This is a genomic window from Bradyrhizobium sp. 195 (assembly GCF_023101665.1).
Taxonomy (GTDB): domain Bacteria; phylum Pseudomonadota; class Alphaproteobacteria; order Rhizobiales; family Xanthobacteraceae; genus Bradyrhizobium.
Map to the genome: position 1 here is coordinate 4231932 of NZ_CP082161.1, position 24095 is coordinate 4256026.

The 24095-nt window shown below is 64.1% G+C and carries 32 protein-coding genes and 1 pseudogene; 19 read left to right on the top strand and 14 right to left on the bottom strand.

Translation table 11 applies throughout. The features are described from left to right. Positions 1–374: 374 nt before the first annotated feature. The gene (locus IVB26_RS19485) at positions 375–1439 is read right to left on the bottom strand and encodes a hypothetical protein (RefSeq protein WP_247966981.1); all 1065 of its coding nucleotides are present in this window, start codon (positions 1437–1439) and stop codon (positions 375–377) included. 367 nt (positions 1440–1806) lie between these two features. On the opposite strand from IVB26_RS19485, the gene IVB26_RS19490 reads away from it, so the two are divergent. Beyond that, the gene (locus IVB26_RS19490) at positions 1807–2403 is read left to right on the top strand and encodes a L,D-transpeptidase (protein WP_247966982.1); all 597 of its coding nucleotides are present in this window, start codon (positions 1807–1809) and stop codon (positions 2401–2403) included. A 49-nt stretch (positions 2404–2452) separates the two neighbouring features. On the opposite strand, the gene IVB26_RS19495 is transcribed toward IVB26_RS19490, so the two are convergent. Both IVB26_RS19495 and IVB26_RS19500 read right to left on the bottom strand, forming a co-directional pair. Further along, positions 2453–2887, bottom strand: coding sequence for a COG4315 family predicted lipoprotein (locus IVB26_RS19495; RefSeq protein ID WP_247966983.1), 435 nt, complete (start codon positions 2885–2887; stop codon positions 2453–2455). A gap of 120 nt (positions 2888–3007) precedes the next feature. Beyond that, a complete protein-coding gene (locus IVB26_RS19500; protein ID WP_246929860.1) occupies positions 3008–3472 on the bottom strand; it encodes a MarR family winged helix-turn-helix transcriptional regulator in 465 nt (154 codons plus the stop codon). A 101-nt stretch (positions 3473–3573) separates the two neighbouring features. Here IVB26_RS19500 and IVB26_RS19505 point away from each other — a divergent pair, with 101 nt between their 5' ends. From IVB26_RS19505 to IVB26_RS19525, 5 genes and pseudogenes are all read left to right on the top strand, one after another. Continuing rightward, complete coding sequence (locus IVB26_RS19505; protein ID WP_247966984.1) at positions 3574–5496, top strand: FAD-binding monooxygenase; 1923 nt, start codon at positions 3574–3576, stop codon at positions 5494–5496. 155 nt (positions 5497–5651) lie between these two features. Then, a pseudogene (locus tag IVB26_RS19510) lies at positions 5652–6541 on the top strand (SH3 domain-containing protein). A gap of 160 nt (positions 6542–6701) precedes the next feature. Beyond that, entirely contained in the window at positions 6702–6980 is a 279-nt protein-coding gene (locus IVB26_RS19515) for a hypothetical protein (protein WP_247966985.1), read from the top strand. Between the two features lie 241 nt (positions 6981–7221). Continuing rightward, complete coding sequence (locus IVB26_RS19520; RefSeq protein ID WP_018322958.1) at positions 7222–7428, top strand: hypothetical protein; 207 nt, start codon at positions 7222–7224, stop codon at positions 7426–7428. Between the two features lie 72 nt (positions 7429–7500). Then, positions 7501–7824: a hypothetical protein gene (locus IVB26_RS19525; protein ID WP_247973220.1), complete on the top strand. Its 324-nt coding sequence runs from the start codon at positions 7501–7503 to the stop codon at positions 7822–7824. A gap of 9 nt (positions 7825–7833) precedes the next feature. Here the strand turns inward: IVB26_RS19525 and IVB26_RS19530 are convergent, their stop codons facing one another. Together IVB26_RS19530 and IVB26_RS19535 are read right to left on the bottom strand one after the other, a co-directional pair. Then, on the bottom strand, positions 7834–8403 hold the full coding sequence (locus tag IVB26_RS19530; RefSeq protein ID WP_247966986.1) for a TetR family transcriptional regulator: 570 nt from the start codon (positions 8401–8403) through the stop codon (positions 7834–7836). After that, on the bottom strand, positions 8403–8747 hold the full coding sequence (locus IVB26_RS19535; protein WP_246930986.1) for a DMT family transporter: 345 nt from the start codon (positions 8745–8747) through the stop codon (positions 8403–8405). The genes IVB26_RS19530 and IVB26_RS19535 overlap by 1 nt, the downstream gene beginning before the upstream one ends. Positions 8748–8998: 251 nt before the next feature. Here IVB26_RS19535 and pdxY point away from each other — a divergent pair, with 251 nt between their 5' ends. Continuing rightward, positions 8999–9811 (top strand): pyridoxal kinase, encoded by an 813-nt coding sequence (gene pdxY / locus IVB26_RS19540; protein WP_247966987.1) that lies wholly within the window; start codon positions 8999–9001, stop codon positions 9809–9811. A 5-nt stretch (positions 9812–9816) separates the two neighbouring features. On the opposite strand, the gene IVB26_RS19545 is transcribed toward pdxY, so the two are convergent. Continuing rightward, the gene (locus tag IVB26_RS19545; RefSeq protein WP_247966988.1) at positions 9817–11121 is read right to left on the bottom strand and encodes a hypothetical protein; all 1305 of its coding nucleotides are present in this window, start codon (positions 11119–11121) and stop codon (positions 9817–9819) included. A gap of 270 nt (positions 11122–11391) precedes the next feature. Between IVB26_RS19545 and IVB26_RS19550 the strand changes: the two genes are divergently transcribed. The 3 genes from IVB26_RS19550 (at position 11392) to IVB26_RS19560 (ending at position 12510) form a co-directional block, all read left to right on the top strand. Beyond that, on the top strand, positions 11392–11595 hold the full coding sequence (locus tag IVB26_RS19550) for a hypothetical protein (protein ID WP_247966989.1): 204 nt from the start codon (positions 11392–11394) through the stop codon (positions 11593–11595). Between the two features lie 172 nt (positions 11596–11767). Beyond that, positions 11768–12022 carry a hypothetical protein gene (locus IVB26_RS19555; protein ID WP_247966990.1) on the top strand — a complete coding sequence of 85 codons (255 nt, stop codon included), beginning with the start codon at positions 11768–11770 and terminating at the stop codon, positions 12020–12022. Between the two features lie 248 nt (positions 12023–12270). Next, a complete protein-coding gene (locus IVB26_RS19560) occupies positions 12271–12510 on the top strand; it encodes a hypothetical protein (RefSeq protein WP_247973398.1) in 240 nt (79 codons plus the stop codon). Here the strand turns inward: IVB26_RS19560 and IVB26_RS19565 are convergent. Beyond that, positions 12507–13076, bottom strand: a complete 570-nt coding sequence (locus IVB26_RS19565) for a bifunctional transcriptional activator/DNA repair enzyme AdaA (protein WP_247966991.1) — start codon at positions 13074–13076, stop codon at positions 12507–12509. The two genes, IVB26_RS19560 and IVB26_RS19565, sit on opposite strands and share 4 nt — an antisense overlap. Before the next feature lie 126 nt (positions 13077–13202). On the opposite strand from IVB26_RS19565, the gene IVB26_RS19570 reads away from it, so the two are divergent. Both IVB26_RS19570 and IVB26_RS19575 read left to right on the top strand, forming a co-directional pair. After that, positions 13203–13619, top strand: a complete 417-nt coding sequence (locus IVB26_RS19570) for a nuclear transport factor 2 family protein (protein ID WP_247966992.1) — start codon at positions 13203–13205, stop codon at positions 13617–13619. Positions 13620–13792: 173 nt separating this feature from the next. Then, on the top strand, positions 13793–14713 hold the full coding sequence (locus IVB26_RS19575) for a DMT family transporter (RefSeq protein WP_247966993.1): 921 nt from the start codon (positions 13793–13795) through the stop codon (positions 14711–14713). A 6-nt stretch (positions 14714–14719) separates the two neighbouring features. On the opposite strand, the gene IVB26_RS19580 is transcribed toward IVB26_RS19575, so the two are convergent. Next, positions 14720–15070 carry a zinc ribbon domain-containing protein YjdM gene (locus tag IVB26_RS19580; RefSeq protein ID WP_247966994.1) on the bottom strand — a complete coding sequence of 117 codons (351 nt, stop codon included), beginning with the start codon at positions 15068–15070 and terminating at the stop codon, positions 14720–14722. Positions 15071–15515: 445 nt separating this feature from the next. Between IVB26_RS19580 and IVB26_RS19585 the strand changes: the two genes are divergently transcribed. The 5 genes from IVB26_RS19585 to IVB26_RS19605 all read left to right on the top strand — a co-directional run bounded on the left by IVB26_RS19585 (position 15516) and on the right by IVB26_RS19605 (position 18639). Then, on the top strand, positions 15516–15920 hold the full coding sequence (locus IVB26_RS19585; protein ID WP_247966995.1) for a VOC family protein: 405 nt from the start codon (positions 15516–15518) through the stop codon (positions 15918–15920). Positions 15921–16022: 102 nt separating this feature from the next. After that, a complete protein-coding gene (locus IVB26_RS19590) occupies positions 16023–16658 on the top strand; it encodes a cell envelope biogenesis protein TolA (RefSeq protein WP_247966996.1) in 636 nt (211 codons plus the stop codon). A 178-nt stretch (positions 16659–16836) separates the two neighbouring features. Then, positions 16837–17373, top strand: a complete 537-nt coding sequence (locus IVB26_RS19595) for a helix-turn-helix domain-containing protein (RefSeq protein ID WP_247966997.1) — start codon at positions 16837–16839, stop codon at positions 17371–17373. Positions 17374–17666: 293 nt separating this feature from the next. Further along, entirely contained in the window at positions 17667–17948 is a 282-nt protein-coding gene (locus IVB26_RS19600) for a hypothetical protein (RefSeq protein WP_246927806.1), read from the top strand. A gap of 184 nt (positions 17949–18132) precedes the next feature. Next, positions 18133–18639, top strand: a complete 507-nt coding sequence (locus IVB26_RS19605) for a hypothetical protein (protein WP_247966998.1) — start codon at positions 18133–18135, stop codon at positions 18637–18639. Between the two features lie 204 nt (positions 18640–18843). Here IVB26_RS19605 and IVB26_RS19610 read toward each other — a convergent pair whose 3' ends face one another. Further along, on the bottom strand, positions 18844–19857 hold the full coding sequence (locus IVB26_RS19610; RefSeq protein WP_247973221.1) for a hypothetical protein: 1014 nt from the start codon (positions 19855–19857) through the stop codon (positions 18844–18846). Between the two features lie 294 nt (positions 19858–20151). Further along, positions 20152–20382: a hypothetical protein gene (locus IVB26_RS19615; protein WP_247966999.1), complete on the bottom strand. Its 231-nt coding sequence runs from the start codon at positions 20380–20382 to the stop codon at positions 20152–20154. A 297-nt stretch (positions 20383–20679) separates the two neighbouring features. Here IVB26_RS19615 and IVB26_RS19620 point away from each other — a divergent pair, with 297 nt between their 5' ends. After that, positions 20680–20958: a hypothetical protein gene (locus tag IVB26_RS19620; RefSeq protein WP_247967000.1), complete on the top strand. Its 279-nt coding sequence runs from the start codon at positions 20680–20682 to the stop codon at positions 20956–20958. A 147-nt stretch (positions 20959–21105) separates the two neighbouring features. On the opposite strand, the gene IVB26_RS19625 is transcribed toward IVB26_RS19620, so the two are convergent. Continuing rightward, the gene (locus tag IVB26_RS19625) at positions 21106–21888 is read right to left on the bottom strand and encodes a class I SAM-dependent methyltransferase (RefSeq protein WP_247967001.1); all 783 of its coding nucleotides are present in this window, start codon (positions 21886–21888) and stop codon (positions 21106–21108) included. Positions 21889–21997: 109 nt separating this feature from the next. On the opposite strand from IVB26_RS19625, the gene IVB26_RS19630 reads away from it, so the two are divergent. Beyond that, positions 21998–22264, top strand: coding sequence for a DUF2312 domain-containing protein (locus tag IVB26_RS19630; protein ID WP_246927820.1), 267 nt, complete (start codon positions 21998–22000; stop codon positions 22262–22264). Between the two features lie 221 nt (positions 22265–22485). Here IVB26_RS19630 and IVB26_RS19635 read toward each other — a convergent pair whose 3' ends face one another. The 3 genes from IVB26_RS19635 to IVB26_RS19645 all read right to left on the bottom strand — a co-directional run bounded on the left by IVB26_RS19635 (position 22486) and on the right by IVB26_RS19645 (position 24040). After that, positions 22486–23001 (bottom strand): ParB N-terminal domain-containing protein, encoded by a 516-nt coding sequence (locus tag IVB26_RS19635; RefSeq protein ID WP_247967002.1) that lies wholly within the window; start codon positions 22999–23001, stop codon positions 22486–22488. Positions 23002–23237: 236 nt separating this feature from the next. Further along, the gene (locus IVB26_RS19640; protein ID WP_247967003.1) at positions 23238–23807 is read right to left on the bottom strand and encodes a hypothetical protein; all 570 of its coding nucleotides are present in this window, start codon (positions 23805–23807) and stop codon (positions 23238–23240) included. Continuing rightward, entirely contained in the window at positions 23804–24040 is a 237-nt protein-coding gene (locus tag IVB26_RS19645) for a hypothetical protein (RefSeq protein ID WP_247967004.1), read from the bottom strand. The genes IVB26_RS19640 and IVB26_RS19645 overlap by 4 nt, the downstream gene beginning before the upstream one ends. Positions 24041–24095 lie beyond the last annotated feature (55 nt).

Below are 24095 nucleotides of genomic sequence, written 5' to 3' on the forward strand. Positions count from 1 at the left end.
CGATGTGAGGAGCTGAGCCTCAGTGGAAGTCTCAGCGCATGTCGGATGGTACCACTGAGTCGATACCTGGCACATGAACGGCCGCGCAATCTCTGTGCTTATGGCGCAGAAATGATGTGCAGCATGTGGGAGCATTAACATTTAATTAAATATGTCGGCATGATCATGAGGGCATGGAATTGCAGCAGAACCGGGCTCCGGGAACCGGCAGCTGCAAGAGAAGGCCGCCGGCATAGATCCCGACGGCCTTTTCTCTTGAGCGCAAGATGACCTGCGCGTCGCTTTCCGTAATTGCCCGGACTCAACGCGTGACACCGACTCGGACAGCGTACGCGACGTCGTCGCAGCGCACCGCGTTGTTGCGAGGTCTGGTGCTAGCGCAACGGCATCGGCGGACGCACGATTGGTCCGTCGTCATCGGCAACGGCTTGAGTCGTGGTGACAGGTGCGGCCTGTGGCGGCGGCATCGCGGTAGCCTGCGACGGCGGCGGCGGAGGTGCGAGCGGCGCAGGCGAATAAGCCGGCATGTAAGTGTGCGACACGACCGGTTTCGGTTTGCGAACCGGTGGCGGTGACGGAGCGCGTGGCGGGGCCGCAGCAGTGCGTGCGCGCGGATCGACAGGCTTGACCTCAGCTGTCGGTTTCGGCGCGGGCGGCTTCGCCATCTCGCGCGCCATCTGCTCCTGTCCGGCCTTCAACTCGGCGATGTTGGCCTTGAGCTGCTCGATCTGCTGCGTCATCGCGGCGAGGTCGCGCGTCATCGATTGCACCGCCTGTGCTGCATCGGACGACGATGTTGCCGCAGGCGCGGCGGCTGCAACCTGGGTCGCAGGCGGCGCTACAGGTTGATCGGCCGTTGGATCGACCGCCGCTTGTGCCGCAGGCGGGGCAGCTTGCTCCACGGGCGCTGCGGCCTGCGCGGCGGCGACCGGCGCGGTCTGCGACGTGGCGGTCAAGGATGTGGACGGCAGCAGCGACACCACGACCGGGGTCCATTCGGCGAGCATCTGTTTGGCGGTATCGCCGTGCTTCTCCCAGGCCACGGCGGCGGCTGCGCTTCCTCCCGCAAACAGGAACGTGACGAATGCACCGCGCAGCCACCTGCCCACGGCAGATCGCTTCCGCGGGCCACTGCCATCGCTCGCTGCGACACGTATGGCCGTATCGACAGAGGGTGGGGGCGCCGCCGGCGGCTCCGAGACAGGACTGAACCTGGGCTCCAGAGAGATTTTGCGCTCTAGCGAGAATTTGGGCTCCGGCGCAAATTTCGGTTCCGGACGCGTCGTGACGTCAGGCGCGAGCGCCGGCGCAACGCTGACGGGGCGCGAGGCCAGCACGATGTCGGGCGAAATCTGAATCGCGTCGTGCGGATCGTTGTCCTTGACCGTGTCCTTCACGATCTCATCGACGATTTGCTTAGGGTTCAGCGTCGCGAGCATCGCAGCTCCTTTGAAGCCCAGATGTTTGAAACCCGGGTGTTAAGTCCTGGTCGTCCGCATTGGCGCGAGCCGATCTGTTGAGGCGAGCCCCCCAAACTGACGAGCCCGGCCGATGACGCACGAGTCCAGCCGGGTTTGACCAAAGCAAGGCGAGGGGATGGAGATGATGCGACCCTCCCTTCGCCGTTTGTGGTGATGGAACCCACTTTGTCGAACACGCGCACGTGTTCCGCGCTGCCTTGTTTTCAGCACGATTTTGGCAGCATCTGGGGAGGCTGGGGGCGCTGCTATCCGCTATCGGGGGCCGGCGGTGCCAAGATCTTTAATCGCTTTGTTCGTTGTTGCCTTGCTGCCGCTGGGCGGCTGCATGCAGGCAACGCTTTCGCCGTCGACCGACGCGAGCATGACGCCGCGCGACCGGCAGTTGCTCGCGCATACGCCTTACGCGCAGGCGAACGTGCCGGAGCAATATCTCCGTCACGTCGTCGACTACCACCGCAAGGAGCAGCCGGGCACCATCCTCGTCGATACCGACGCGCGCTACCTCTATTACGTGCTGCCGGAAGGCAAGGCGATCCGCTACGGCGTTGCGGTCGGCGAGGAAGCCATGGCGTTCTCCGGCGTCGCGCGGGTCGGCCGCTTGGCGGAATGGCCGGACTGGGTTCCGACGGCAGATATCCAGGCGCGGCTTGGACCGTATCCGGCGCGCGTTCCCGGCGGTCCCGCCAATCCGTTGGGCGCGCGCGGCATCTATCTCTATGCCGGCAACAAGGACACGCTCTACCGCATCCACGGCACCAACCAGCCGGAATATATTGGGCAAGCGATCTCGTCAGGGTGCATCCGCATGCGCAACGAGGACGTGATCGATCTGTACGACCGGGTGAAGCTCAATTCGATGGTCGTGGTGCTGCCGCCCGGACAGAACGCGCAGGCCGAGACCGGCTCGCGCTGGCGCGGGTGAGCCAAGTTTACGCCAGCGCGCTAGTCCTCGCGCGCGGGCCCCTCTCGTCCTAATTCTCAGGCCGAGCGATTCGCCATTGCAGCGTCGTCGCGTTGCCGTTGGCATCGCCCGGCGTCTTGTCGGCGGCCGAGGTGTAGAGCGGGCGGTAGCGGTATGCCCACATCCTGCTGCCGTCGTCGCGGCTGATCACGGTGAAGTCGCCGATGGCCCTGGCGTCGGTCGTTGCGGGCAATGGCACCCAGCTCTCGGTGCACTTGCCGTTGCAGTTCGACGATTTGCCGGTGGTATCGCGCTCGTAATAATAGAGCGTCATGCCCTTGAGATCGACGAGCTTGGGACCCTGCTTGGTAATGACCACCTTCGCCGGTGCGGTCGTTGCCTCGGGCTTGGGCGGAGGAGGGGCATCGCCGCCGCCATGGCCGTTTGCGAGCGCATGTCCGGTCGAGAGCGCGAGGGCCGCGGCCACAACGAGGAACCTCAACATCCGAACCCCCCAAACCGCAAAGTTAATCGCGCGTTAAGCGCAGAATGTTGCCGACCCTAACAGCCGAAGGTTAGTTCCTGGTTTCGGAGGGCTGCGACAATTGCGTACAAAAATACCGGATCATGTCTGCATGTCGCGGAGCGGCGCGCGGCTCAGATCGTTGCCGGCCGCAATCGTCTTGCGCAGCAGCCGCATCAATTCCTCGCTCTCCTTCGCGCTGAGGCCACGCAGCATGATGCGCTGCGCCGATTCCACGGCCGGCGTGATCTTCCGCAGCGTGCGCCGGCCCTCGTCGGTAACCTCGAGCTCGCGGGCGCGGCGGTCGCGGCTGGAGGCGCGGCGCTCGACCAGCTTCTTCTGCACCAGGCGATCAATCACGCCGGTGATGGTGGTGCGGTCATAGGCGATCAATCCTGCGAGCGTCACCTGGTCGAGCCCCGGATTGGCCTTGATGGTCGCGAGCGCGGCATATTGCACCGGCGTCAGGTCGAAGCCGGCATCTTCGACTTCGGCCAGAAACACGGCGACCGCGATCTGCTGGAACCGGCGCGCCAGATGCCCGGGCATGTCGTTGTTGTCTTTCACCGAATTCTCCGTTTGGACAAGGGCGGTGCGGATCGTTGACAAGTATACTGATCGTCAGCATACTGAGCAATATCAAAACAGAGCGTTGACGGGAGAGGTTCATGCAATTCCATCTGAATGGATTTCAGCCGGGCGATCCCGAGATTGCCGATCCTGCCGAGCGCGTTCAGGCCTCTGGCGCAGCGGGCGCCGTGCCCGCCGAGGTCGATGTCCTTATCGTCGGCTGTGGCCCTGCGGGCCTCACGCTCGCCGCCCAGCTTGCGCAATTCCCCGACATCAAGACCTGCATCGTCGAGCAAAAGCCGGATCGGCTACTGGTCGGGCAGGCCGACGGCATCGCCTGCCGGACCATGGAGATGTTTCACGCCTATGGCTTCAGCGAGCGCGTGCTGAAGGAGGCCTATTGGGTCAACGAGACGACGTTCTGGAAGCCGGACGAACGCTCGCCCGAGACCATCATCCGGAGTGGCCGCGTGCAGGACGTCGAGGACGGGCTGTCCGAATTCCCGCACGTCATCCTCAACCAGGCGCGCATCCACGACGGCTTTCTCGACGTCATGCGCAAAGCGCCGGCCAAGCTGGAGCCCCATTACAGCCGCCGCCTGATCGACCTCGCGGTCGATCAGTCCGCGGGTGACGACCAACATGCCGTGACGGTGCGGCTCGAACGCGTCGATGCCGGGAACGAAGGAAAGATGGAGACGATCAGGGCGTGTTATGTCGTTGGCTGCGATGGCGCCCGCAGCACGGTGCGCAAGTCGATCGGCCGCGAGCTGCACGGCGATTCCGCCAACCACGCCTGGGGCGTGATGGACGTGCTGGCCGTGACCGATTTTCCGGACATTCGCTTCAAGTCGTTGATTCAGTCGGCGAAGGACGGCAGCCTGCTGATCATTCCTCGGGAAGGCGGTTACATGGTTCGCATCTATGTCGAGCTCGCCAAGCTCGAGGCCGGCGAACGCGTCGCGAACCGCAACATCACCGCCGACGAAGTGATCGCGAAAGCACAACGGATCCTGAAGCCGCATACGCTCGAGGTGAAAGAGATCGCCTGGTGGTCGGTCTACGAGATCGGCCAGCGCCTAACCGACAAGTTCGACGACGTGCCGGAGGGCGAGGTCGCCAGCCGCCTGCCGCGCATGTTCATCGCCGGCGATGCCTGCCATACCCACAGCCCGAAGGCGGGGCAGGGCATGAATGTCTCGATGCAGGACGCATTCAATCTTGGCTGGAAGCTCGCCGCGGTGCTGCGCAAGCAATGCGTCCCACAGCTGTTGCATTCCTATTCCGCGGAGCGCCAGGCGGTCGCCAAGGAGCTGATCGATTTCGATCGCGAATGGGCGGGAATTCTCGCCTCCGCCGCCAAGACCGGCGGCGCCGATGCCGTCAAGACGCAGGACTATTTCGTCAGGCACGGCCGCTACACCGCCGGCACGGCCACGCATTACAGCCCGTCGCTTCTCACCGGTGCGGCGTCGCATCAGCACCTCGCGCAAGGCCTCATCATCGGCAAGCGCTTCCATTCCGCCCCGGTGATCCGGCTTGCCGATGCAAAGCCGGTCCATCTCGGTCATGCCGCGCAGGCCGACGGCCGTTTCCGCATCTATGCGTTTTCGCCCGCCGAAGATCCTGTCGCCGCAGGCTCGGCCATTCGCGCGCTGTGCAATTTCCTCGCCGAGGTCAGGGAGTCGCCGGTCCGGCGATATACGCCTGACGGCGCCGACATCGACAGCGTGATCGATCTGCGCGCGGTGTTCCAGCAGGGCCATCGCGATCTCGCCATCGAGGCGATGCCGCCACTGCTGCTCCCGCGCAAGGGGCGCTTTGGTTTGTGCGACTACGAAAAGATGTTCTGTCCGGACCTCAAGAGCGGCCACGACGTTTTCGCAATGCGCGGTATCGATCGGACAGCCGGCTGCATGGTCGTGGTGCGGCCCGATCAGTATGTTGCGACCGTGGTGCCGCTCGATGATTTCGCCGGGCTAGCATCGTATTTCGACGCGTTCATGTTGCGGCTCAAATGACGGTTCGGGAGCGTCGCTTGCGCGCCGCTCGATGAACGGCGGATGAATATTGAACCGCGCGTAGCGTGCGTTTCATTCTTTCGGCGGATGAGATCTCCGCACACGGAACGCCTGTTCCGATTGCGCGTTCCGACTCGAAAGAGGAGGAACACGCCATGAAATTCAAGACCGTTTTACTTGCCGCATTGCTGCTCGCGCCAACGGCCGCATTGGCCGCGCCGGGCATCGTCACCGTCTCGACCGGCTTGCGCGCCGGGCCGGGTACGGGTTTTCCGCTGGTTGATCGCATCCCCGAGGGCGCCCGCGTCAACATCCATGGCTGCCTGCGCGGCAATGCCTGGTGCGACGTCAGCTTCTCAGACGATCGCGGCTGGGTGTCGTCGCAATATCTCGAATATCTCTATCGCACCACTATGGCGGACGTTCCTGGTATCGACGCCACGCCTATTGGAATAATTACTGGAGCTCGCATCAGAGCGTCGCGACGCGGATGACGATTGATCCGCGCGCGGCCCGGATCGGTCGCGCAGCAACGCGCGACGCGGCGATCGCACTCGAACGCAGTGGCGTGCGCGGCAAGGGTGGGGCGGCGATCTCCGGACGTGATCTCAGGACGGCGCGGCCGGACGCTGCCATCACCAAGCGCGATGCTGCGATTGCGGCCGACCGGACTCGCGCCGGCCGCAGCGAGCGCATCGCGAATGAGCGCACTGCCGTGCAGACCCGTAGCCCGCGCGAGGCCCAAGGGCGCATGATGCACGACCATGCTGCGAGCCGCGCCGCCGTGCGCGCGCAGCCGATGACGCGTGCGAATGAGGCGCCGCGCGTGTCGGCCGCGCCTGCGGCTCGACCTGCGATGCCCCACGTCGCTCGGCCGAATGTCAGCCACGGTTCGCCGATGAATGCCCGGGCGCAGATGCCGGCGCCGCGCGCGGCGGCACCTGCAGTGCCGCACCCCGGCGGCGGCGCTTCCCACATCAACGCCGCGCCCCGTGGCGGCGGTGCACCGGCCGGCGGCCCCGGCGGCGGCCATCAGAAGCACTAGCGTAGCCAGGAAAGCCCGGCCCTCGTGCCGGGCTTTTCTTTGCCAAGCTCGAGGTCGCGACAATTTAAGTCGGTTTTTCGCGGACAGATTTCATCGATCGTAACATGTCTACCCAAAGCTGTAAGCATCCACTCGGGGCAGCGGGGCACGGGAGGATGACATGAGACAGAGCCAGGCGGAGTCGCGCCGCCAAAATGTCGCGAAGCGTTCGATGACGAAAGAGGCCAAACAACTGACCGGCCTGATTGCCGGATTACGGGAATCCCTCAAAGGGATCCAAAAGGAACGGACGAGCACGAAGCTCACCGGCGCCGAGATGGGTATGCTCGACGAGCGCCGCAACAACCTGCTGCTCACCATCGCAGCCCTCGACGATCGCCTCTCGGCCGTGCAGGGGCTGATTGATCTCGGTCGCCCCCACATCATCCGCGTGCACTAGCGGAGCTCGGGCATGGGGCGATAGGTTCCGTTGCCGATGTGACGGGCCGTCCCGGCGGCGGACCCAGCACGAATCCAGTCGGCCCTATGCCGTCGCAGGCGGGGCAAGCCTGCGACGGATGGAAATCGCATTCCCGTGGGGCACGCCGTTGCCGGCCGCCAGCGCTATGCTTTGCGGATGGCATCAAATTGCCACGCTCCCGGCGAATTGCCGCCAAAGCCCGCTGCCACGAGGAGGCTGGGTGCAGGGCGACGCAAGGGGATGCGAATTGGCCTACAAAATGGTCGCAGAACGCGACAACGAGAAGTACAGTTTCGCTCGCGAGAGCCGGCTGCTCATCGTGGCGAAGGCGAAGGTGTGGGCGAGCGAGGGGTGGCGGGTCGTCATCACCGATCAGGACGGCAAGGCCTACGCACCGCCCGAATTCGATCAGCTGTCAGCGGCGTGACCTCAGGACGGGGCGAGGGGGCGACATTTGACATCACTGTTTCGGCCGGGGCGCGACCGGATCGTGCCCGTGATGACTTTTGCAGCCGCCGCCATCGTTCTGACGGTGACGGTTGCAGCCGCGCAAAATCTCGATGCCGGCAAGTCACCCGCCAAGCTCTTCGCTGACGGCTGTGCGAGCTGCCATCGCAGTCCGCGCGGCCTCGCCAAGGGCCGCTTCAGCCTGACGTTGTCCTGGTTCCTGAAGGACCATTACGCGACCAGCTCGGACTCGGCCAAGATGCTTGCCGCCTATCTGGAATCGGTCGACGAGCCGCCGCCGCGCGCCGCGGCCAAGTCCGCCAAGAAGCCCGCGCGATCCGCGCCGCGTCCGTCCAAGCCGGTGCAGAGCCAGTAGCTTGCTCCGCTAACCGCGCCGATAGGTCTGCGTGAGCAGCCGTGCGTGCACGGCGCGCAGCTCGGCGCTCATGCGCGTCTGTCCCGTCGTGACATAGGAGAGCCAGGCGCCGTCGGCGGCCAGACGCACCATTTGCAGATCGGGCGCGCCGTCGGTCGTGCGATGACGCTTCAGGCGCGCCTTGATCCAGTCGTTCCAGAGCCGGCGCAGCGGCGGATCGGTGACGACGACCATGCTCAATGCCGCCCATGGGGTCGCAAAGCCAAACGCCTTGCCCGTGAACACCGCATTCACATAGGCCCGCGTGAAGCTGCCGCGTGGCTTCGGATCGGCTTCAACTGCGGCGTCGATTTCGGCATCGACGCGGGCCAGGAGGTCGGCAAACAGGCCCTCGATCAGCGCCTGCTTGCTGCCAAAGTGGTGAAACAGCCCGCCCTTGGTGACGCCGGCCGCCGCTGCGACCGCCTGCACCGTGACACCGGCGACGCCGTGGTCCATGGCGATTGCAGCGGCCTGGTCGAGCAGGGCGCGCCGAACCTGCTCGGGCTGCTTGGCGCGGGTGTAGCGGTTTTCCGGCATCAATGCGCCGTGGTCTGCGAGAACAGGTTGATGATCACGACCCCTGATACGATCAGCGCGATTCCGACGAAGGCCGCGGCGTCCAGCATCTGACGAAACAGCACGAAGGAGACGGTGGCGGTCAGGATGATGCCGACCCCGCCCCAGATCGCATAGGCGATGCTCAAGGGGATGACGCGGATCGCGACCGACAGCGCGTAGAACGAGGCGACATAAAACAGCACCATGGCCAGCGTCGGCCACGGGCGGGTGAACTGCGCGGATTGCTGCAGGAAGGCCGATGCCGTGACCTCGAAGATGATGGCGAGGGCGAGCGCTGCGTAGGCATTGAAGGCGGAGGTCATGGTCAGCCCGGGGCGAAGAAAGATACCGCGCGGTATGTTTAGCATGCGGCGCTTGGCTTTGGCTGGGCAGCAGGTATCACATGTGAGTGACGGGCCTGCGACGTTGGCGGAATACGGCATGAAGCCGCCGCGTGATGACATTGCTGGTCAACTGTTGCGGAGCCGGTAATTTTTCAGATTTCGCCGGATGCCATCCGGGCTACGATTGCCGTGCTTGCGTCGCTCGACAATAGCCCCTACGGACCTCTTTCATGCTCGTCATCTCCATTCAAAGCCAGGTGGTCCACGGCCATGTCGGCAACAGCGCAGCCGCCTATGCCATGCAGGCGGAGGGCGTGAACGTTGCGGCGGTACCGACGACGCTGCTGTCCAACCATCCGCGCTATCCGAGCCTGCGCGGGCGGGTGCTGGAGACCGAGCTCGTCGCCGATCTCCTGAAAGGTGTGGAAGAGCGTGGGCTCGTCGACGAGGCGGCCGTGCTCGTGACCGGCTATCTCGGCTCGCCGGGCAATGCCGCCGTGATCGCCGATTTCGTCGAGCGGGCTCTCACGCGGAATGCGAAGCTCGTCTATCTCTGCGATCCCGTGATCGGCGATGACGGCCGCGTCTACGTCGCCGACGGCATTTTGGACGTGGTCCGGCACCGGCTGCTGCCGGCAGCAAACCTCACGACGCCGAACCAGTTCGAGCTTGAGTTGCTCTCAGGCCTCACGATCGCAGATGCGCAGGGCCTGCAGGCCGCGTGTGCGGCGCTGGCGGCGACCGGCAGCATCGACGTCGTCGCCACCGGTTGTACGCTCACCGATACGGCGGCGGGGCAGGTGGAGACGATCCTGTGCGCCGACGGTCAGTTGTCGCGCTTCGCGACGACGCGCCTGCCCATCCGCCCCTACGGCACCGGTGATCTCCTCACTGGTCTGATCGCGGCCCACCTGGCCAAGGGCCAAGCGATCGAGACCGCGGTGCGGCTTGCGGTCGAGACGATTTTTGCGGTGCTGGGGCGCACGCAGGATGCCGGCACGGCCGAGATGCGGTTGGTACCGCTGCCGGGCCGCGCGACGTAACAGTCTCAGGTCGCGCGCTTGCCGGTCGATTGCGCCGATTTCTGCGGCTTCGCGGTACCCCTCTGCTCGCGTGCGGCCTGGGCCTTTGGTGGTTTTGCGTGGGCCGCCGCGCGCACCACCCTCTTGGACTTCACGCTGGCGACTTGCTTTCCGTCGCCCGTGCCCCGGCGCGAAATGTACTCCTGGCCGTCGACGGGGCCGACATGCGGCGGATCGCGGCCGAGATAGGGCCGGCCGATGCCGTATGCCTTGCCGTTGGCGTCGACCCACTTCCACAGGATTTCAGTCGAGACCCAGCGCTGCGCGCGGTTATTCCCCTGGGTGCTGACGATATCGGCCGCCATGCCATGGCCGTAGCCGCCGCGCGTGCTGCCGCCATGATAGGAACGGTCGGAGGCGGCCTTCAGGCCGCTCGCGATCGACTGGCGATAGTCGTCGCGGAACGCACTGGTGATTCCGGGCGAGAGGCCGGCGGCTTCCGCGGCGAGCAGCGTGCGAAACAGCTTTCGCTTGAAGCTCTTGTCCATGCCGCCGATGACATAATCCATCATCGGCATGCCGGCGTGCTCGGCCGCCTTCGGATCCTTCCAGCCGAAATCCTGATCGACCAGCTTCGTGAAGCTGCGCATCACCGTGACTGTCTTGCCCTTGCGCTTGACGGTGACGGCGCGGCGCTCCTGGACCTTGATCGAGTCCTCCTTTGCGGTGCGCTGATAGAGCGTCCAGAGATAGCGATCGATGCAGGCATCCATGACGAAGCATTCGTCGAGCACGGCGACGGTGTCGGCCGGAGGTGATGCCTTGCTCGCAGGCGTAACGGGGCCGCCGGCGATCGCCGCGGGGGACAGAGCGTCCGTCGTTACGATTTCGGTGGGATCGGCAGATGCCAGTTTCACGGGCTCCGGCGCAGCGGCCGGCGTAGCCTCGCTGACGACGGGCTCTGGTTCAGGCGCTCTCTGCGGCGCGGCTGGGGCCTCCGTCGGCGGTATTAACGCCGGATCGGCCGCGGCGAGCTTGACGGCGGGGGCGGGCGTCTCGGGCACCGCTTCAGTGATCGTCAGGGCCGGTGCCGCGGCGACGGCGGCCGCGATGTCGGCGGTCAAGGCGATGCCGTCCTCGATCGCCGCAGCGTGCGGCACGTCGGCGAGGTCCAGCCGGCTGAGATCCTTCGCGCGCGAGACGGCAGCCGCATTGGCGCCGCTGTTCTCGATGAGGGCGGGGGCATAGGCGGAGAGGGAAAGCGCCAGCCAGCCGGCGAGCACCGCCGAGGGGCACGTGACCGCCACCAAAAGAGACCGCCGATCGTTCATGATCCCTGCCTCCAAACGGTTCTGCCCGAAACCCGTCTTGTCCGGACAGCGATGATGCAAACAGTCTGACGAAAACGTCTTGCACGGAAAGGCACGCAGCGCGTCGATTGTTCGGGGGACGGTGTGGCGGCGCAATGGCGCAAATCGGTGAAAACCGGCTTTTCGGGAAGGTGTTGCTGAGCTGCAACGCAGGTTCCATTGCGATTCCCGGGCGAAAATTTGCCCGCGCATTGCGCGCAACTTTGTTGCGGCGGGCGCGTTTGGTCGCCCATGACGCATTCCTCACTCCGTCCCATGGACGCCTTCGATCCCACCGAACCGGCCATCCTGCACGATCGCCTTACGGACACGATCATCACCTGGACCGCAGATCAGGCCGACGATTACAGGCGGGCCAGCCGCACGCGCGATGACGGAGCCGTGGCCTGGAAGGCCTATCTTTTCGATGGCTGGGGCAACGTGCTCGGTGGCTGAGCACTGTCCATAAAACCGTCATGTCGCGGCCGACCGTGATTCGGCCAACGCCTTGTACCTATTAAACATATCGCCATGCACCGCACGCGCCGTTGCAATGCAGCAAAGCATGTCGCAACGCAGCAAAACGCACCTAAATATGCTCCGACACTTCCACTCAGGAGCACTACCAATGAACAAGAAGACTCTGTCGATCGCCGCCGCCATCCTGACGATCGCGGGCAGCACCGCGGCTTTCGCCGCCGAGCTGCCGACTTACGAGGCCAATGGATTTCCGGTCTCGCCCTTGCAGGTCCGCGTCCTCGGTGCCGCGCATGTCGAGCAGAAGGCTGCTGCGCCGACCACGGTTGCCTCGGCCCACCAGGCGAAGGTGCTCAGCCCGCGCAAGGTGAAGACCGCCGACGTCACCACGGGCTCTGCCCGCTGATCTGACGTCGCGTGACGGCAGGTGGGTTCCGCGGAGAGGCGGGATCCACTGCCTCACCTGACGTCTTCGACGTCGACGCTGCTTGTGTATGTCGCGCGGGCATGGATTGTTGAAACTGCCTCGTGCGCATTTCGCGCCAGCGCGCATCGTGCAATGTCTCGGCACGACACCGATGCCTTGATTGAGAATCCGGCCGCGAAACAAGTTCGCGTGAATGTGCCGGTTATGTATCCCCGTTCATAACGGGCGTGATCCTTTTAACAGTTGCTTTGCACGTCGCGTTGCTTGATGCGGCGGCCGCATCGTCGCGGCCAATTTTTGAAATCATAATGGAGGCCGTCATGCCCGTTGCGCAGAAAGCCGTTGTTGCCACCGCTTCGCCGCGTGCGTTCATTCTCAAGCACGCCGCGCTGTTCGTCGCCGCCGCGCTGTTCGTGTTCGTGCTCAGCCAGACATACGGCCTCGATCTCAGCCCGGGATTTTTCTAAGCCCTCCGCGTGCGCACCGCGCGCAGGCTTGACGGCGAGCGGCCGTAGAGCTCGGCGAAGGCGGCGTTGAACCTGCGCAGGCTGCCGAAGCCGGCCTGAAATGCGATCTCGGTCATGCTGTCGTCGCCGGCATCGATCAGACGCTTGGCGCGCTGGACGCGAAGCGTCCTGGCGAGCTGCTGAGGCGTGGCGCCGACGTGGCGTTCGAACAGGCGTGCCAGATGGCGCGAGGAGATGCCGAGCCGCATCGCGAGGTCGACCACCGAGCCTTCGTCGAGCGCGCCGTCATCGATCAGCTTCATGGCCCGCGCCACCGTGGAGCGCGTGCCGTTCCAGGCCGGGCAGAACGGCGCAGTCTCGGGACGGCAGCGCAGGCATGGCCGGAAGCCGTCGGCCTCGGCCGCCGCCGCCGTCGGATAATAGGCGACGTTGCGCGTCAGCGGCTGCTTGGCCGGACAGACCGGGCGGCAATAGATGCCGGTGGTCTTCACGGCCGTGAAGAAGCGGCCGTCATAGCAGGGATCCCGGCGCAGGCGCGCGGCGTTGCAGACATCGAAGCTAAGCATGGCCGGATCATAGCGCATGACGGCGGGGCCGGAAGGGCTGCGGGATGACCGAGTCCGATTGTGGCGAGCCCGCTAGACGCATCGCGGCCTAGAAGGCGGCCCTCAATGCAAGCCGGGGAGCGCATCGTGTCCAGTCCGAAAGATATTGTCCTGAATGCGTGGAAGACCTTTTCGTCGCGCGATGCGATGCGCATCGCCGCACTGTTCACCGACGATGCCGAATGGATCGCGCCGAAGGGCAATGCCACCGCCGTCGCGCTCGATCACACCGACCACATGACGGGACCGCACGAAATCGCGCGCTTCATAGCCCAGGAGATGCACAAGATGTTCTCCAACGTCGATATCGCGTTCCGCGGCGTCTATGCCGACGGCGATGTCGTGATCGTGGAGGAGCGGATGCGCGCGACATTGCCCGGCGGCAAGCCGTACGAGAACGATTACTGCTTCGTGTTCACGGTGGCGGGCGACCGGATCAGGCAGGTGCGGGAATACATGGATACGCGCAAGGGATGGCGGATGGTGTTTGGCGAGGAAGGGTGATGAGCAGGCCCTCTTGTAGCCCGGGTGGAGCGCAGCGCAATCCGGGAGCGGTGTCCCTCGTGGCAACATCCGGGATTGCGCTGCGCTCCATCCGGCTACGCGAACGCGCCGCGTGCCAGCTCTGCAGCCGCGTGGGTTGAGCCGATGGGCGCGCTGACATAAGGCTTGATCCCATGGATCAGCGGACGAGCGGCGCTGACGCTCTTTCTCGGAACAACGATTCGGCGCCGGCACTGCTCGGCGTGGTCTGCGGCCTTGCCGCGGCGCTGTTCTGGGCGCTCGGCTTTGCCGGCACGCGGCATGGGCTCAAGGTCGGCTTCACGCCCGTCGATCTGCTGGTGCATCGCTATGTCTGGTCGGGAATCGCGTTCCTGCCGCTGGTGCTGCGCGCCGGCATCGGCGATCTCTGCGGCATCGGCTGGAGCAGGGGCCTCGTGCTGATGGTGCTCGGCGGCCCCGTGATGTCGCTGATCTCCTACACCGGCTTCCTGTTCGTTCCGCTCGGCCATGGCAGCGTGATCCAGCCCTCCTGCGCGACGCTCGGCGGCCTGCTGCTCGCGGCGGTCGTGTTGAAGGAACATATCTCCGTCTCGCGCCTTGCCGGCGCGATCGTCATCGTCGGCGGTCTCGGCGTGATCGGCGCGGAATCGATCGGCCATATCGGTGCCGACGGCGTGCTGGGCGATCTGATCTTCGTGCTGACGGGATTGATGTTCGCCGGCTTCGGCGCAGCTCTGCGGCACTGGCGCGTCTCCGCCGTCTCGGCCGCGCTGGTCATCAACGTGCTGTCGCTGCTGCTGCTGCCGGTCTACGTCGCGACCGTCGGCCTCGCCCATGTTGCGGCGATCGGCATCACCGAGAACGCCATCCAGGCGCTGGCGCAGGGCGTGCTCGCCGGCCCCGCGGCGCTCTATCTGTTCGCCGTCTCGGTCCAGCGCCTTGGCGTTGCCCGCGCCGCGGTGTTTCCGGCTTGCGTGCCCGCGCTGACGCTGCTCACCGGCTGGCTGCTGCTCGGCGAGCCGCCGACGCTCTTGCAGACCGCGGGCCTCGCGACGGTGCTGTGCGGGTTTTATCTGGCGCAGCGGCAAAGCTAGCGCGAGCTACGCCTTCTTCACGAACTCCGACTTCAAGTTCATCGCGCCAATGCCGTCGATCTTGCAGGCGATGTTGTGTCCGTCGCTGGCGTCCTGGAGGCGGATGTTGCGCACCTTGGTGCCGCCTTTCACGACCGAGGAGGAGCCCTTGATCTTGAGATCCTTGATCACGATGACGCTGTCGCCGTCAGCGAGCACGTTGCCGTTGGCATCGCGCACGCCGGCGTCCTGCGACGCATCCGCGGCCGCCTCCGCCGTACCGCTCCATTCATGGCCGCATTCCGGGCAGACCCAGAGACCGCGATCCTGATAGGCGTGCTCGGAGTTGCAGGCGGGGCACTTCATCGTGTCGGTCATGGCAAGTCTCGTCTAATTCTTTTCTCGTCTCGACGCTTGGTTGGCGGCGCGACCGTAAGGACGGGGAACAGGAAAGCAAGGGAAAGCTGCCGACGGCGCGCGCCGTCATCGCCTGCCGGTGCGATATCACCGAAACAGAACGAGGATCACGGTGAATCGGCCTGAGAGGCAAGTCAGCCCGCCGGATATCGAATCTGGAAAACAACCCCATGCACAGTAGGCACATCTTTGATAACGTTCGACATTTCGGTAACACCGAATATTGATTGACCCGTCGGGCAAAGCACCGGCATGATGTCATGCTGGCGCTTGTCCGATAAGGAGGAGAGTCCTGCGTAGCCCGCATGGAGTCAGCGAGATCTCGCCGAGCGTGCGGCATCATCCCGGATTACGCCTGCGCTCCATCCGGGCTACGTTCGCCGCGCAACTCCGCCGCGAGGCCGGCATGACCTTCCTTCTCAACATCGACGTCCCCGACGTCGCGCAAGCTACGAGCTTCTACACCGAAGCCTTCGGCCTCACGATCGGCCGCCGCTTCGGCACCGATTTCGTCGAGCTGCTCGGCTGGCCCGCGCCGGTCTATCTCCTGACCAGGCAGGCCGGCACGGTCGGCGCCGGCAGCGATCGCCGCCGCTACGAGCGGCACTGGACGCCCGTGCATATCGACGTCGTCGTCGATGATGTCGATGCTGCCGTCGAACGTGCGCTGCGCGCCGGCGCGATCCTGGAAGTGCCGGCGTGCGATGCACCGTATGGCCGGATCGCGATGCTGGCCGATCCATTCGGGCACGGGTTTTGTCTGCTGGCGTTCAGCGAGCAGGGGTATGATGCGCTGGTGGAAAATTCGTAGTTGGTAGCCCGGATGAGCGAAGCTACATCCGGGATATACTTCGGGATGAGTCCCGGATATCGCTTCGCTCATCCGGGCTACGATCTACGCTAACGGCGCGACATGCCAAAGAAACTGAAGACCTACCAGACATCGCTGGGCTTCTACGACCAGGCGATCGCCGCGCCCTCGATGAAGGCCGCGCTTGAGGCCTGGGGCGCCAGCTCCAACCTGTTTCATCAGGGCGCGGCGAAGGAGACTGACGACCCTGACATCGTCGCGGCAACCATGGCGAAGCCGGGCATCGTGCTCAGGCGGCCCGTCGGATCCGACGGCGCCTTCACGGAGAGCGCCGAACTGCCCACCGATCTTGCCGATGACGACGCCAAGCCCAAACGCAAACCCAAAAACAAGCCGACACCGAAGCAGCGTCCGGCCAAGACCGCAAAGACATCATCCCGCAAGACCGACGGTCAGGCCGCGCGCAAGGCTGCCGCTGCGTTCGAGAAGGAGGAGCGGCGGCGCGAAGCCGAGCGCCGCAAGGAGGAGGCCGCCCGCGCCAAGGTGCGTGCACGCCGGGACAAGGCGGTCGCCGCCGCCGAGGCGGCGCTGGACAAGGCAAGGCGGCAGCACGACGCCAAGGCGGAGGAGATCGAAGCCGAGCGCGCCGCGCTCGACGAACGGGCCGAGGCCGAGCAGGCCCGCTGGGACAAGCAGCGGATGAAGCTGGAGCAGGCCCTCCGCCGCGCGCGGGAGTGATCGGCAAGCAGGAAGGCGCAACGCGCCGCTCGGGAGGGATTCCTTTACCATGGCGTCCGGTCGCGACCAAACCGCTGCAAGCTTAGGAGTTGCGGAAAAAATTCTGCGATAGTCTCGCCTCGATTGCGGCTGCGCCGGCCACGCGGTTCGACGCCGCCGCAAGCTTTTGGGAGCTGTCATGAGCGATCATCGCGCCGCCGTCAGGCATCACACGCTGCGCACCGGCATCGTCGAGTTCGACAACGGCAGCGGCAGCATCGTCAGCGTGCCCTGCACGATCCGCGATGTCTCCGGCAGCGGCGCGCGCCTGGCTCTCAACAGCTCGGCATGGGTTGCCGAAGAGTTCACGCTGATCTTCACAAGCGGCCTGCGCAAGGGCTGCCGCGTCGCCTGGCGCAAGGAGAGGCTGATCGGCAGCGCGTTCGTGGACGGCTATGCGAGCGTGGACGAGCAGGCCGCCATGATGACCGCGGACGAGCAGGCCCGGCACCGGCTCGGGATCGGCGCACGCGTCAAAGCCGCGCGCGAGAGCCGCGGCTACACGCAAGGCCAGCTCGCCGAGCGCATCGGTGTCACGCCGGCCTTCGTGGCACTGGCCGAGAAGGGCGAGGCGGACATTCCGCTGTACCAGCTGATGCACATCGCCGATTTGCTGATGGTCGGTCTCGACGGGCTCGTTGCGGGGCCTGTGCCAGAGGACGTCGATGCGGCTTAGGTTTCGCAGCCTTCGTAGCCCGGATGGAGCGAAGCGCAATCCGGGATGTTACAAGGCACACTGGTCCCGGATTTCGCTGCGCTCCATCCGGGCTACGCTCTCTCCGTCATTGCGAGCGCAGCGAAGCAATCCAGGCTGCCGCCGCGGAAAACATTTGTGGATTGCTTCGCTGCTCTCGCAATGACGATGGAGAGGCAACCAAAGCCGTTAGCGGTCATCCCCGCAAAGTCGCGCGAAATTCGCTTGCCTTGCCTCGCGTCCTTTTGCACTCTTCGCGCGAAGGAGACCAAAGCATGACAAAAATGACCGTCGCCTGTGCACTCGGAACCGCCCTCGTGCTGTGCAGCCTGGCAACATCAGGCGCCGAAGCCCGCACGCGGAAAGCCGTAGTCGTTCGCGCACCGCAAGAGCGGCTCATCGTAACTGCACCCGTGCTGAGACCGACGCCGTGGGATTATAACATCGTTCCACGCTATCGTTATCGCCCGGAGGATGACCGGGTCGATCCCTACGGCCCGCCGTTGGTGCCGTCATACGTGCGCTATGAAGGATGGCGCTGGCCGTATTGGTGGTGAGGTCCTCCACCGGTGCGCGGACAAGTTGAAGTTCGATGGCTCGTTATCTCTGCGTGCGGAGTTGGCGATTAGGAAAAAATGGCAAAGTGGAGACTGTCAAGAATACATCGAGGTAGATCGACACTTATCCCCGTAATAAACCCAATGCTGTTTGGGGTTCTGGGCGCGTATCGGAGGATCAGTCATGGCAAGTGTCGAACAATTGCACAGACGGGACGGAGTGAATTTGGTCCAACTTGAAGCGGACATCACGTCGATCCGGTCGGGGAGCTCCATTACTTCATTTAATCTGCCTGATTATGTCGAGCACACTGCGGGCGTGTCGCGCGTCGGTGCGCTCAGCGCAGAAGCGGTCGTTCGCGACTATGAGTCCGCTGCAAAAGAGATCGAGGCCATGGGGACCGAGTTGATTGACGCGGCGCAAAAATGCGAGGCGCTGACGGCCCAGGTTCATGATGCGATCGCCTTCATGCGAGAAACGGCGGCGGGGTATCGTGAAGAGGGACGGAAGATCTTCAAGCGCATCGAAGAATGCGCGCTGTTCACCGAAGATGTGCGCAAGACCTGCGAACAGGTCAAACGCAGAATGGCTGAAGTCTCGGTTGGCCCATCTTCCGATGAGGAGCTTGCGCCGCAAGAGCCCGAGCTGACAGGGATCGCGGCCAACGTGACGATGAGCGAGATACGGTGAGCGAGCGTAGAGCGTAGCTGGGTTGATAGCCCGGATGAGCGGAGCGATATCTGAGGGGCTTTGCTGCCGAAGCATTCCCCCCGGATGTCGCTTCCGCCTTCGCTCTTCGAGCGACGGCGGACACGTCGCTCGTCCGGCTACGCTCGTTTGCTAACCGCCGTCATCCGCTCGCGCGTGCGAGAAACAAGTCCGCGCCTTGCGAACTCACCAATCCGGATCGCCGTAATAAGGGTCCGCCATATAGGGCGGCGGCATCCAGCGGCCTCGCGGGGGCGGCCTGGGCCGCCGGGGCGTGGCGTCTGGTACGTGCGCCCGGGCACGCGTAGCCGCATCGTTGTTCACCACGCTGCGCACGACGGGCTTGGCGGCTGCGGAGGCGGATGACGCCGATGACGCGCTCAGTTGCGTTTGCAGCGCCTGGACCTGGGCGGCAAGGCGCGAATTGTCCGCCGCATCCTTCTCCTGCGCCCCCTTGAGCTGTCGAATGGTGTCGGCCTGCTCGCGCAGGGTCTGCTCGTTGCGGCTCTTCAGTTGCTCGAGCTTGTCGTTGATGTTCGCAAGCTCGCTGGTGATGGCCTTGAGCGATTGCGCCAACTCGGATGACGACTTCTCAGGCGCCATGGCACCGGAATTCGGCGCGCTGTCCGCTTCCTTGGGCACTGGCGGCGCGGGCAACGGGCTCGCCTCATCCGCCGCAGCCAGCAGTACGACCGGCGGCTGCACCTGGTTTTCCACCGCGGACGCCTGCGGGGGCGTGCTCGCGGCTGGCGGAGCCCATCGCGCCATGATCGACTGGCCGATCGATTGGGCCTCATCGCGATATTGCGAAGCGACAGCGGCACCGAGCAGGCCGATCGCCAGCACGAGAATGACCAAGGCGCGCATCATGGCCGGATCGTTCCTCAGGCCTGGATCGCGAACCCCGGTATTGGGAACGTTGGGGCTCGGAACCTTGGCATCCGGCTTCGGCGGCCCGTCTCCCGGAGTGGCGGCTGCCGTCGGGGTGGCGCTTGTGCGTGAGGCCCGCTGTCCCTCGCTATCGCGTTCCATTCCGGAAACCAGTCGGTCCAACCGCGCCAGGTCTTGCTCCGCGCTCTTGATCCGGTCGTAGGCCCGCGCCAACCCGCCCTCGGCGCGCGTCTCCTCCGGCTTGGGGGCATCGGGCTTGCTGGTATCAGGTTTGGGGTCGTTCGTGTCAGGCACCGATGCGCTCTCCATCCGGTCGGGCGTCAATGGGAGGCAGTCCGATCAGGAAGGATAGGTCTCGCCGCTATCAGACACAACGCATGTGCAGAGGTAAAATTATGGCGGACCGGTAGCAGGGCGGAGGGCGCTGCCTGTAGCCCGGATGGAGCCACCGGGTCGGCGCGAAGCGCCGCCCGATGACAGGCTCCGCGCAATTGGGGACCAGCGCAGCTTGGGGCAAAACCCCGGATTTCGCTTCGCTCCATCCGGGCTACGCTGTTCAATCGTCGCCCTCGTTGCGGTGACAGCACTGGCGTAATTCAGGGCTTAAAAGCTCGCGCCCGACGCCATCAGCACGACGCCGGCGGCCATCAGAACTATTCCCGGCCAGTTCGATGCGATCCCAAGGAATCCCAGGCCCCGGCGAGGCGGTTCCAGCGTGCCGCGAACCTGTCGAGATGAAGCCCGACCGCTAAGGGGGCCCCGCCAAATCGTGGCGCGCAGCATGTACAGGAGTCCGCCGAAGATGAGCAGCGCGCCAAGTCCCGTCAGGAACATTTTCGCCTCTCAACTTGTCACTGCCCATCCGTAACGGAGGCAGTGCATTTCAAAGCCATGGAGGTCGAATAAGTTCCGCACCATCAAGCGAGGCCGGATGGGTTGGGCCTTTGCGAAACCCTTCACTTTCGCCGCAGCAATCGATGGGTATCGCTTTCGCCTTCGCTCGCCGAGCAACGGTGGACGTGCCGCTCTAGCCTCATCCTCCGGGCCGACCGTTGGCTCACCCTTGCATTCAGAGGAACGGGCGTTGCGTCCATTCGTTGCAAGTGCGGGAGCTTTTGGGAGGAGGACATCATGAAAACAACGATCATCGCGCTCTCTGCTGCTGTTGTCGTGGCGACAGCACCGGCCGTGTTTGCTCAGGGCGTATCGAGCAAGGCGCCAGGTCAGGAGATGCAGCAAACAGGTTCCAAGAAAGGCCAGCCGGGCGCTTCCGGCTACGCTCCTGGACACAAGATGCACCACGCGAAGGCCTCGAAGAAGGCCGGCCCCGGCGCGTCGAATTACGCTCCAGGCCAAACCACCGGCGCGAGCACGAAGTCAACCACCGGCTCGAGCAAGTCAGGGTACTGAGCTTCGGGTGCTGACGGATACAACAGCGCGTAGAGTTACGGTGACAGTCGTAGGATGGGTAGAGCGAAGCGAAACCCATCAATAGTCGTCGCGGAATGATGGGTTTCGCAAGGGCTCTACCCATCCTACGAGATCTTCGCCACATCCTCAGCCCGGCTTGCGTCCGCTGATCGCGTGCGCGCGGGCGCTGTAGGTGATGCGGCCGTCCGCATCAGCGGGAAGACGCGCCCGCACGCGCCGCATGAGCGCGGCCACATCGGCCGCCGGCATGACCGCGATCACGGGCGCGGTGGAGGGGGCCTTGGTCTCCACGTTCCAGAACTCGTCGAAATCGGCAAACGTCCGCTGCACCGTGATCTCGCGGGTCTCGATCTCTAGCAGCCCGGCCGCGCTCCAGAAATCCTCGAGTGCCGCAAGGGTGGAGACTTCCATATGCGGCGGTCGCGTCGGCGTCAGTCCCATCGCGCGCATCTCGTTGAGGATCGGATCGAGCGGAAATCCGCCGTCCAGCATGTCCCACATGTAGGTCGCAACGAGGCCGCAGGGACGAACGACCCGCGCCAATTCCGCGACACTTTTCGCTGCATCCGGCACGAACACGAGAACCAATGCCATCACCGCGACATCGAAACTTGCCGCTGGAAATGGCAGTGCCATGGCATCGCCAGTCTGAAACACAGCGCCGCGCGCACCGGGACGCGCGCGGGCAAAGGCGAGCTGTCCGTCCGAGGGATCGATGCCCAGCACGTCGCTGGGGGCGCAGCGCGCAACGATGAGCTCGGTGAAGGCGCCGCTGCCGCAGCCGACATCGATCCAGCGCAGCCCCCGTGCCGGCTTCAGCCAGTCGAGAAAGACTTCGCCGACCGAACGGCTCCAGACGCCCATCATCTGCTCATAGGCGGCACCGTCATCGAAGCGAAGCTCGGCCATGGAACGGCTCCCTCGGCGTTTTCCACAGGGCAATGCGCGAGCGGCGAGGTTAACACATTGGTCATTTCTTTGCGGTCATTTTCGCGACCTCAGTCAGCGAGGAGGCACCATGTCCGACATCACCATTCCCGGCGGCAAGATCCGTTCCTTCGTCGAGCGGATCGAGAACCTCGACAGCGAAATGCAGGAGTTGAGCGAACAGAAGAAGGAAGTTTTCGCGGAAGCCAAGGGCGACGGCTTCGACGTGAAAATCCTCAAGGAGATCATCAAGCTGCGCAAGGAAGACAAGAACGAGCGCGACGAGCGCGAAAGCCTCCTCGACCTCTACATGCGCGCGATGGAGACGGCATCGCCGGAGCAGGCGAAGGCGGCGTGAGACGAGCGGGTTGATGGATGAGGAGAGGTAGCCGCGGTCTGGGCACTGCGGCTACCGGGCCTTGATCCTTGCGATCGCGGCAGCTCCAGCAGTCGCATCAACCGAGTAGCTCGTAGGATGGGTAGAGCGAAGCGAAACCCATCAATAGCCGTCGCGGAATGATGGGTTTCGCAAGGGCTCTACCCATCCTACGAGCTGCTTCTTTGGCAACGCGCCGGCAATCAATAGCGGCCGCCGCTGCCCTTTTGCTGCGTGATCCAGTCCGACAATGTTTTCGGCGCCGATTTCACAGTCCGGCCCGCTGACGCCTTCGCATTGTCGCGCACGCCTTTCGCCGGACGGGCGCGCGACGCTTCCGTTGCGCCAGCGCCCTTCAAGGCAGCCGTCGATGCCTCTGCGGCTTCCTTCTCCAGGCGCAGCTGTTTCAATCGCGCCATCTTGATGCGCTCTGCCTCGACTTCGGGTCGCTCGGCGAGCTGCGGCTTGTGTTGAGCAAGCTCGGCCGGGACCAGGACACCGAGAATGGTCGTCTCGCCGAGCGCCTTGCACGCTTCGAGCCGATGCAGTCCCTCGACCAGAACGAGGCGGTCTCCGTCCAGCCGAATGGAAATGGGAGCCTGTTGTCCGATGTCCAGAATACTTTCCGCGATCTCCGCGACGCTCTCGGGCTTGATGGCTTTCTTCTGCTTCGTGGGAACGAAGATCTTCTCGATCGGGAAGCTTTCCGGTTTGGGCATAACTCGACTCCGCTTCTACCGGGTCCGTCGGAACCCATGCCGGTGAGGTCTGGAGTTTAGGAGGGAAGGACGCAGCCACAAAGGCAATTTTGGCGGCAGGGTATCGACGAGCATCGAAGTGGGAGCCAATCTGCGACTACGGCGATAGAGCTCGTAGGATGGGTAGAGCGAAGCGAAACCCATCAATAGCCGTCGCGGAATGATGGGTTTCGCAAGGGCTCTACCCATCCTACGAGCTAGTTGACGAGACCCATGTTTGTGAACGTCAGACGGCTCGCAGTAACCTTGGTGCCGATAATTGCCACCAAATCGTGTTCTCCTTCGACGGGTCTCAAAAGGCGATCGGTTTCAACCGATAGTTTGGTGACTAGAGAGTCGTCTCGGAGCAAGCAATGAATGGGATCACTCGAACTTGCGTTTTCGAAATGCCTCTGTTGTGAAGGCGGCGGCATTGCTAAGGCGTCAAGGAAAGTCTTGATGCGGTTATCAATGTCCCCACCATCGCCGATCAGTTGACCTGGTGCTTGCCGTCGCAAGAACGTGATCTCAAGCTCGCAGAGAAGATCCAGGCGGTTCGAAACAAGGGGTGCAAAGACTGTTGTGCCGCGCGTTTCAAGGATGCCGATCTTGCTTGTAGGGATGTCGTATTCTTCCTGCAGCATCTTCTCTGCTTCGGTTCGCAAAGGAGAGTGCCGCCAAAGCTCGCGAAGTTGGGGAGCTAGAGCTAGCCGGATCGCGTGAATGTCGGAAAGGCTTGCTCGCTGTCGTGGTGCGATTGGACCTTCATAGAGAAGTCTAAACTTCATGACTTCTTCTCCTGTTCGCCCGACGATAAGGTGCCGCTTCGTTCCAATGGGCCGACGCTTCTTTGCTGATAACAAAACTCCGACGTCCGGATATTCATGCCTTTCACTAGATCCAAAAATCGCGCGGCCTTCTTGTTAAGCTTGCCATGAGCGGCGAGAATTGCTTGCGCAGTTGCGTCGGCACAAATGTCAGCCATATCCAAAAGACAAACGTAAGCATCAAGTTCACGCATTCTTCCACGAAGGTGTGAACGTCTGCCGGCGAAAAATGCAGGAATGGCGAGCGGC

What these genes read in the sequence shown, in the direction of transcription:
- IVB26_RS19485 (WP_247966981.1), bottom strand. Translation starts at nt 1,439, where the DNA reads ATGCTCGCGACGCTGAACCCTAAGCAAATCGTCGATGAGATCGTGAAG.
- IVB26_RS19490 (WP_247966982.1), top strand. Translation starts at nt 1,807, where the DNA reads ATGCAGGCAACGCTTTCGCCGTCGACCGACGCGAGCATGACGCCGCGC.
- IVB26_RS19495 (WP_247966983.1), bottom strand. Translation starts at nt 2,887, where the DNA reads ATGTTGAGGTTCCTCGTTGTGGCCGCGGCCCTCGCGCTCTCGACCGGA.
- IVB26_RS19505 (WP_247966984.1), top strand. Translation starts at nt 3,574, where the DNA reads ATGCAATTCCATCTGAATGGATTTCAGCCGGGCGATCCCGAGATTGCC.
- IVB26_RS19515 (WP_247966985.1), top strand. Translation starts at nt 6,702, where the DNA reads ATGAGACAGAGCCAGGCGGAGTCGCGCCGCCAAAATGTCGCGAAGCGT.
- IVB26_RS19525 (WP_247973220.1), top strand. Translation starts at nt 7,501, where the DNA reads ATGACTTTTGCAGCCGCCGCCATCGTTCTGACGGTGACGGTTGCAGCC.
- IVB26_RS19530 (WP_247966986.1), bottom strand. Translation starts at nt 8,403, where the DNA reads ATGCCGGAAAACCGCTACACCCGCGCCAAGCAGCCCGAGCAGGTTCGG.
- IVB26_RS19535 (WP_246930986.1), bottom strand. Translation starts at nt 8,747, where the DNA reads ATGACCTCCGCCTTCAATGCCTACGCAGCGCTCGCCCTCGCCATCATC.
- pdxY (WP_247966987.1), top strand. Translation starts at nt 8,999, where the DNA reads ATGCTCGTCATCTCCATTCAAAGCCAGGTGGTCCACGGCCATGTCGGC.
- IVB26_RS19545 (WP_247966988.1), bottom strand. Translation starts at nt 11,121, where the DNA reads ATGAACGATCGGCGGTCTCTTTTGGTGGCGGTCACGTGCCCCTCGGCG.
- IVB26_RS19550 (WP_247966989.1), top strand. Translation starts at nt 11,392, where the DNA reads ATGACGCATTCCTCACTCCGTCCCATGGACGCCTTCGATCCCACCGAA.
- IVB26_RS19555 (WP_247966990.1), top strand. Translation starts at nt 11,768, where the DNA reads ATGAACAAGAAGACTCTGTCGATCGCCGCCGCCATCCTGACGATCGCG.
- IVB26_RS19565 (WP_247966991.1), bottom strand. Translation starts at nt 13,076, where the DNA reads ATGCTTAGCTTCGATGTCTGCAACGCCGCGCGCCTGCGCCGGGATCCC.
- IVB26_RS19575 (WP_247966993.1), top strand. Translation starts at nt 13,793, where the DNA reads ATGGATCAGCGGACGAGCGGCGCTGACGCTCTTTCTCGGAACAACGAT.
- IVB26_RS19580 (WP_247966994.1), bottom strand. Translation starts at nt 15,070, where the DNA reads ATGACCGACACGATGAAGTGCCCCGCCTGCAACTCCGAGCACGCCTAT.
- IVB26_RS19585 (WP_247966995.1), top strand. Translation starts at nt 15,516, where the DNA reads ATGACCTTCCTTCTCAACATCGACGTCCCCGACGTCGCGCAAGCTACG.
- IVB26_RS19590 (WP_247966996.1), top strand. Translation starts at nt 16,023, where the DNA reads ATGCCAAAGAAACTGAAGACCTACCAGACATCGCTGGGCTTCTACGAC.
- IVB26_RS19595 (WP_247966997.1), top strand. Translation starts at nt 16,837, where the DNA reads ATGAGCGATCATCGCGCCGCCGTCAGGCATCACACGCTGCGCACCGGC.
- IVB26_RS19600 (WP_246927806.1), top strand. Translation starts at nt 17,667, where the DNA reads ATGACAAAAATGACCGTCGCCTGTGCACTCGGAACCGCCCTCGTGCTG.
- IVB26_RS19605 (WP_247966998.1), top strand. Translation starts at nt 18,133, where the DNA reads ATGGCAAGTGTCGAACAATTGCACAGACGGGACGGAGTGAATTTGGTC.
- IVB26_RS19610 (WP_247973221.1), bottom strand. Translation starts at nt 19,857, where the DNA reads ATGGAGAGCGCATCGGTGCCTGACACGAACGACCCCAAACCTGATACC.
- IVB26_RS19615 (WP_247966999.1), bottom strand. Translation starts at nt 20,382, where the DNA reads ATGTTCCTGACGGGACTTGGCGCGCTGCTCATCTTCGGCGGACTCCTG.
- IVB26_RS19620 (WP_247967000.1), top strand. Translation starts at nt 20,680, where the DNA reads ATGAAAACAACGATCATCGCGCTCTCTGCTGCTGTTGTCGTGGCGACA.
- IVB26_RS19625 (WP_247967001.1), bottom strand. Translation starts at nt 21,888, where the DNA reads ATGGCCGAGCTTCGCTTCGATGACGGTGCCGCCTATGAGCAGATGATG.
- IVB26_RS19630 (WP_246927820.1), top strand. Translation starts at nt 21,998, where the DNA reads ATGTCCGACATCACCATTCCCGGCGGCAAGATCCGTTCCTTCGTCGAG.
- IVB26_RS19635 (WP_247967002.1), bottom strand. Translation starts at nt 23,001, where the DNA reads ATGCCCAAACCGGAAAGCTTCCCGATCGAGAAGATCTTCGTTCCCACG.
- IVB26_RS19640 (WP_247967003.1), bottom strand. Translation starts at nt 23,807, where the DNA reads ATGAAGTTTAGACTTCTCTATGAAGGTCCAATCGCACCACGACAGCGA.
- IVB26_RS19645 (WP_247967004.1), bottom strand. Translation starts at nt 24,040, where the DNA reads ATGCGTGAACTTGATGCTTACGTTTGTCTTTTGGATATGGCTGACATT.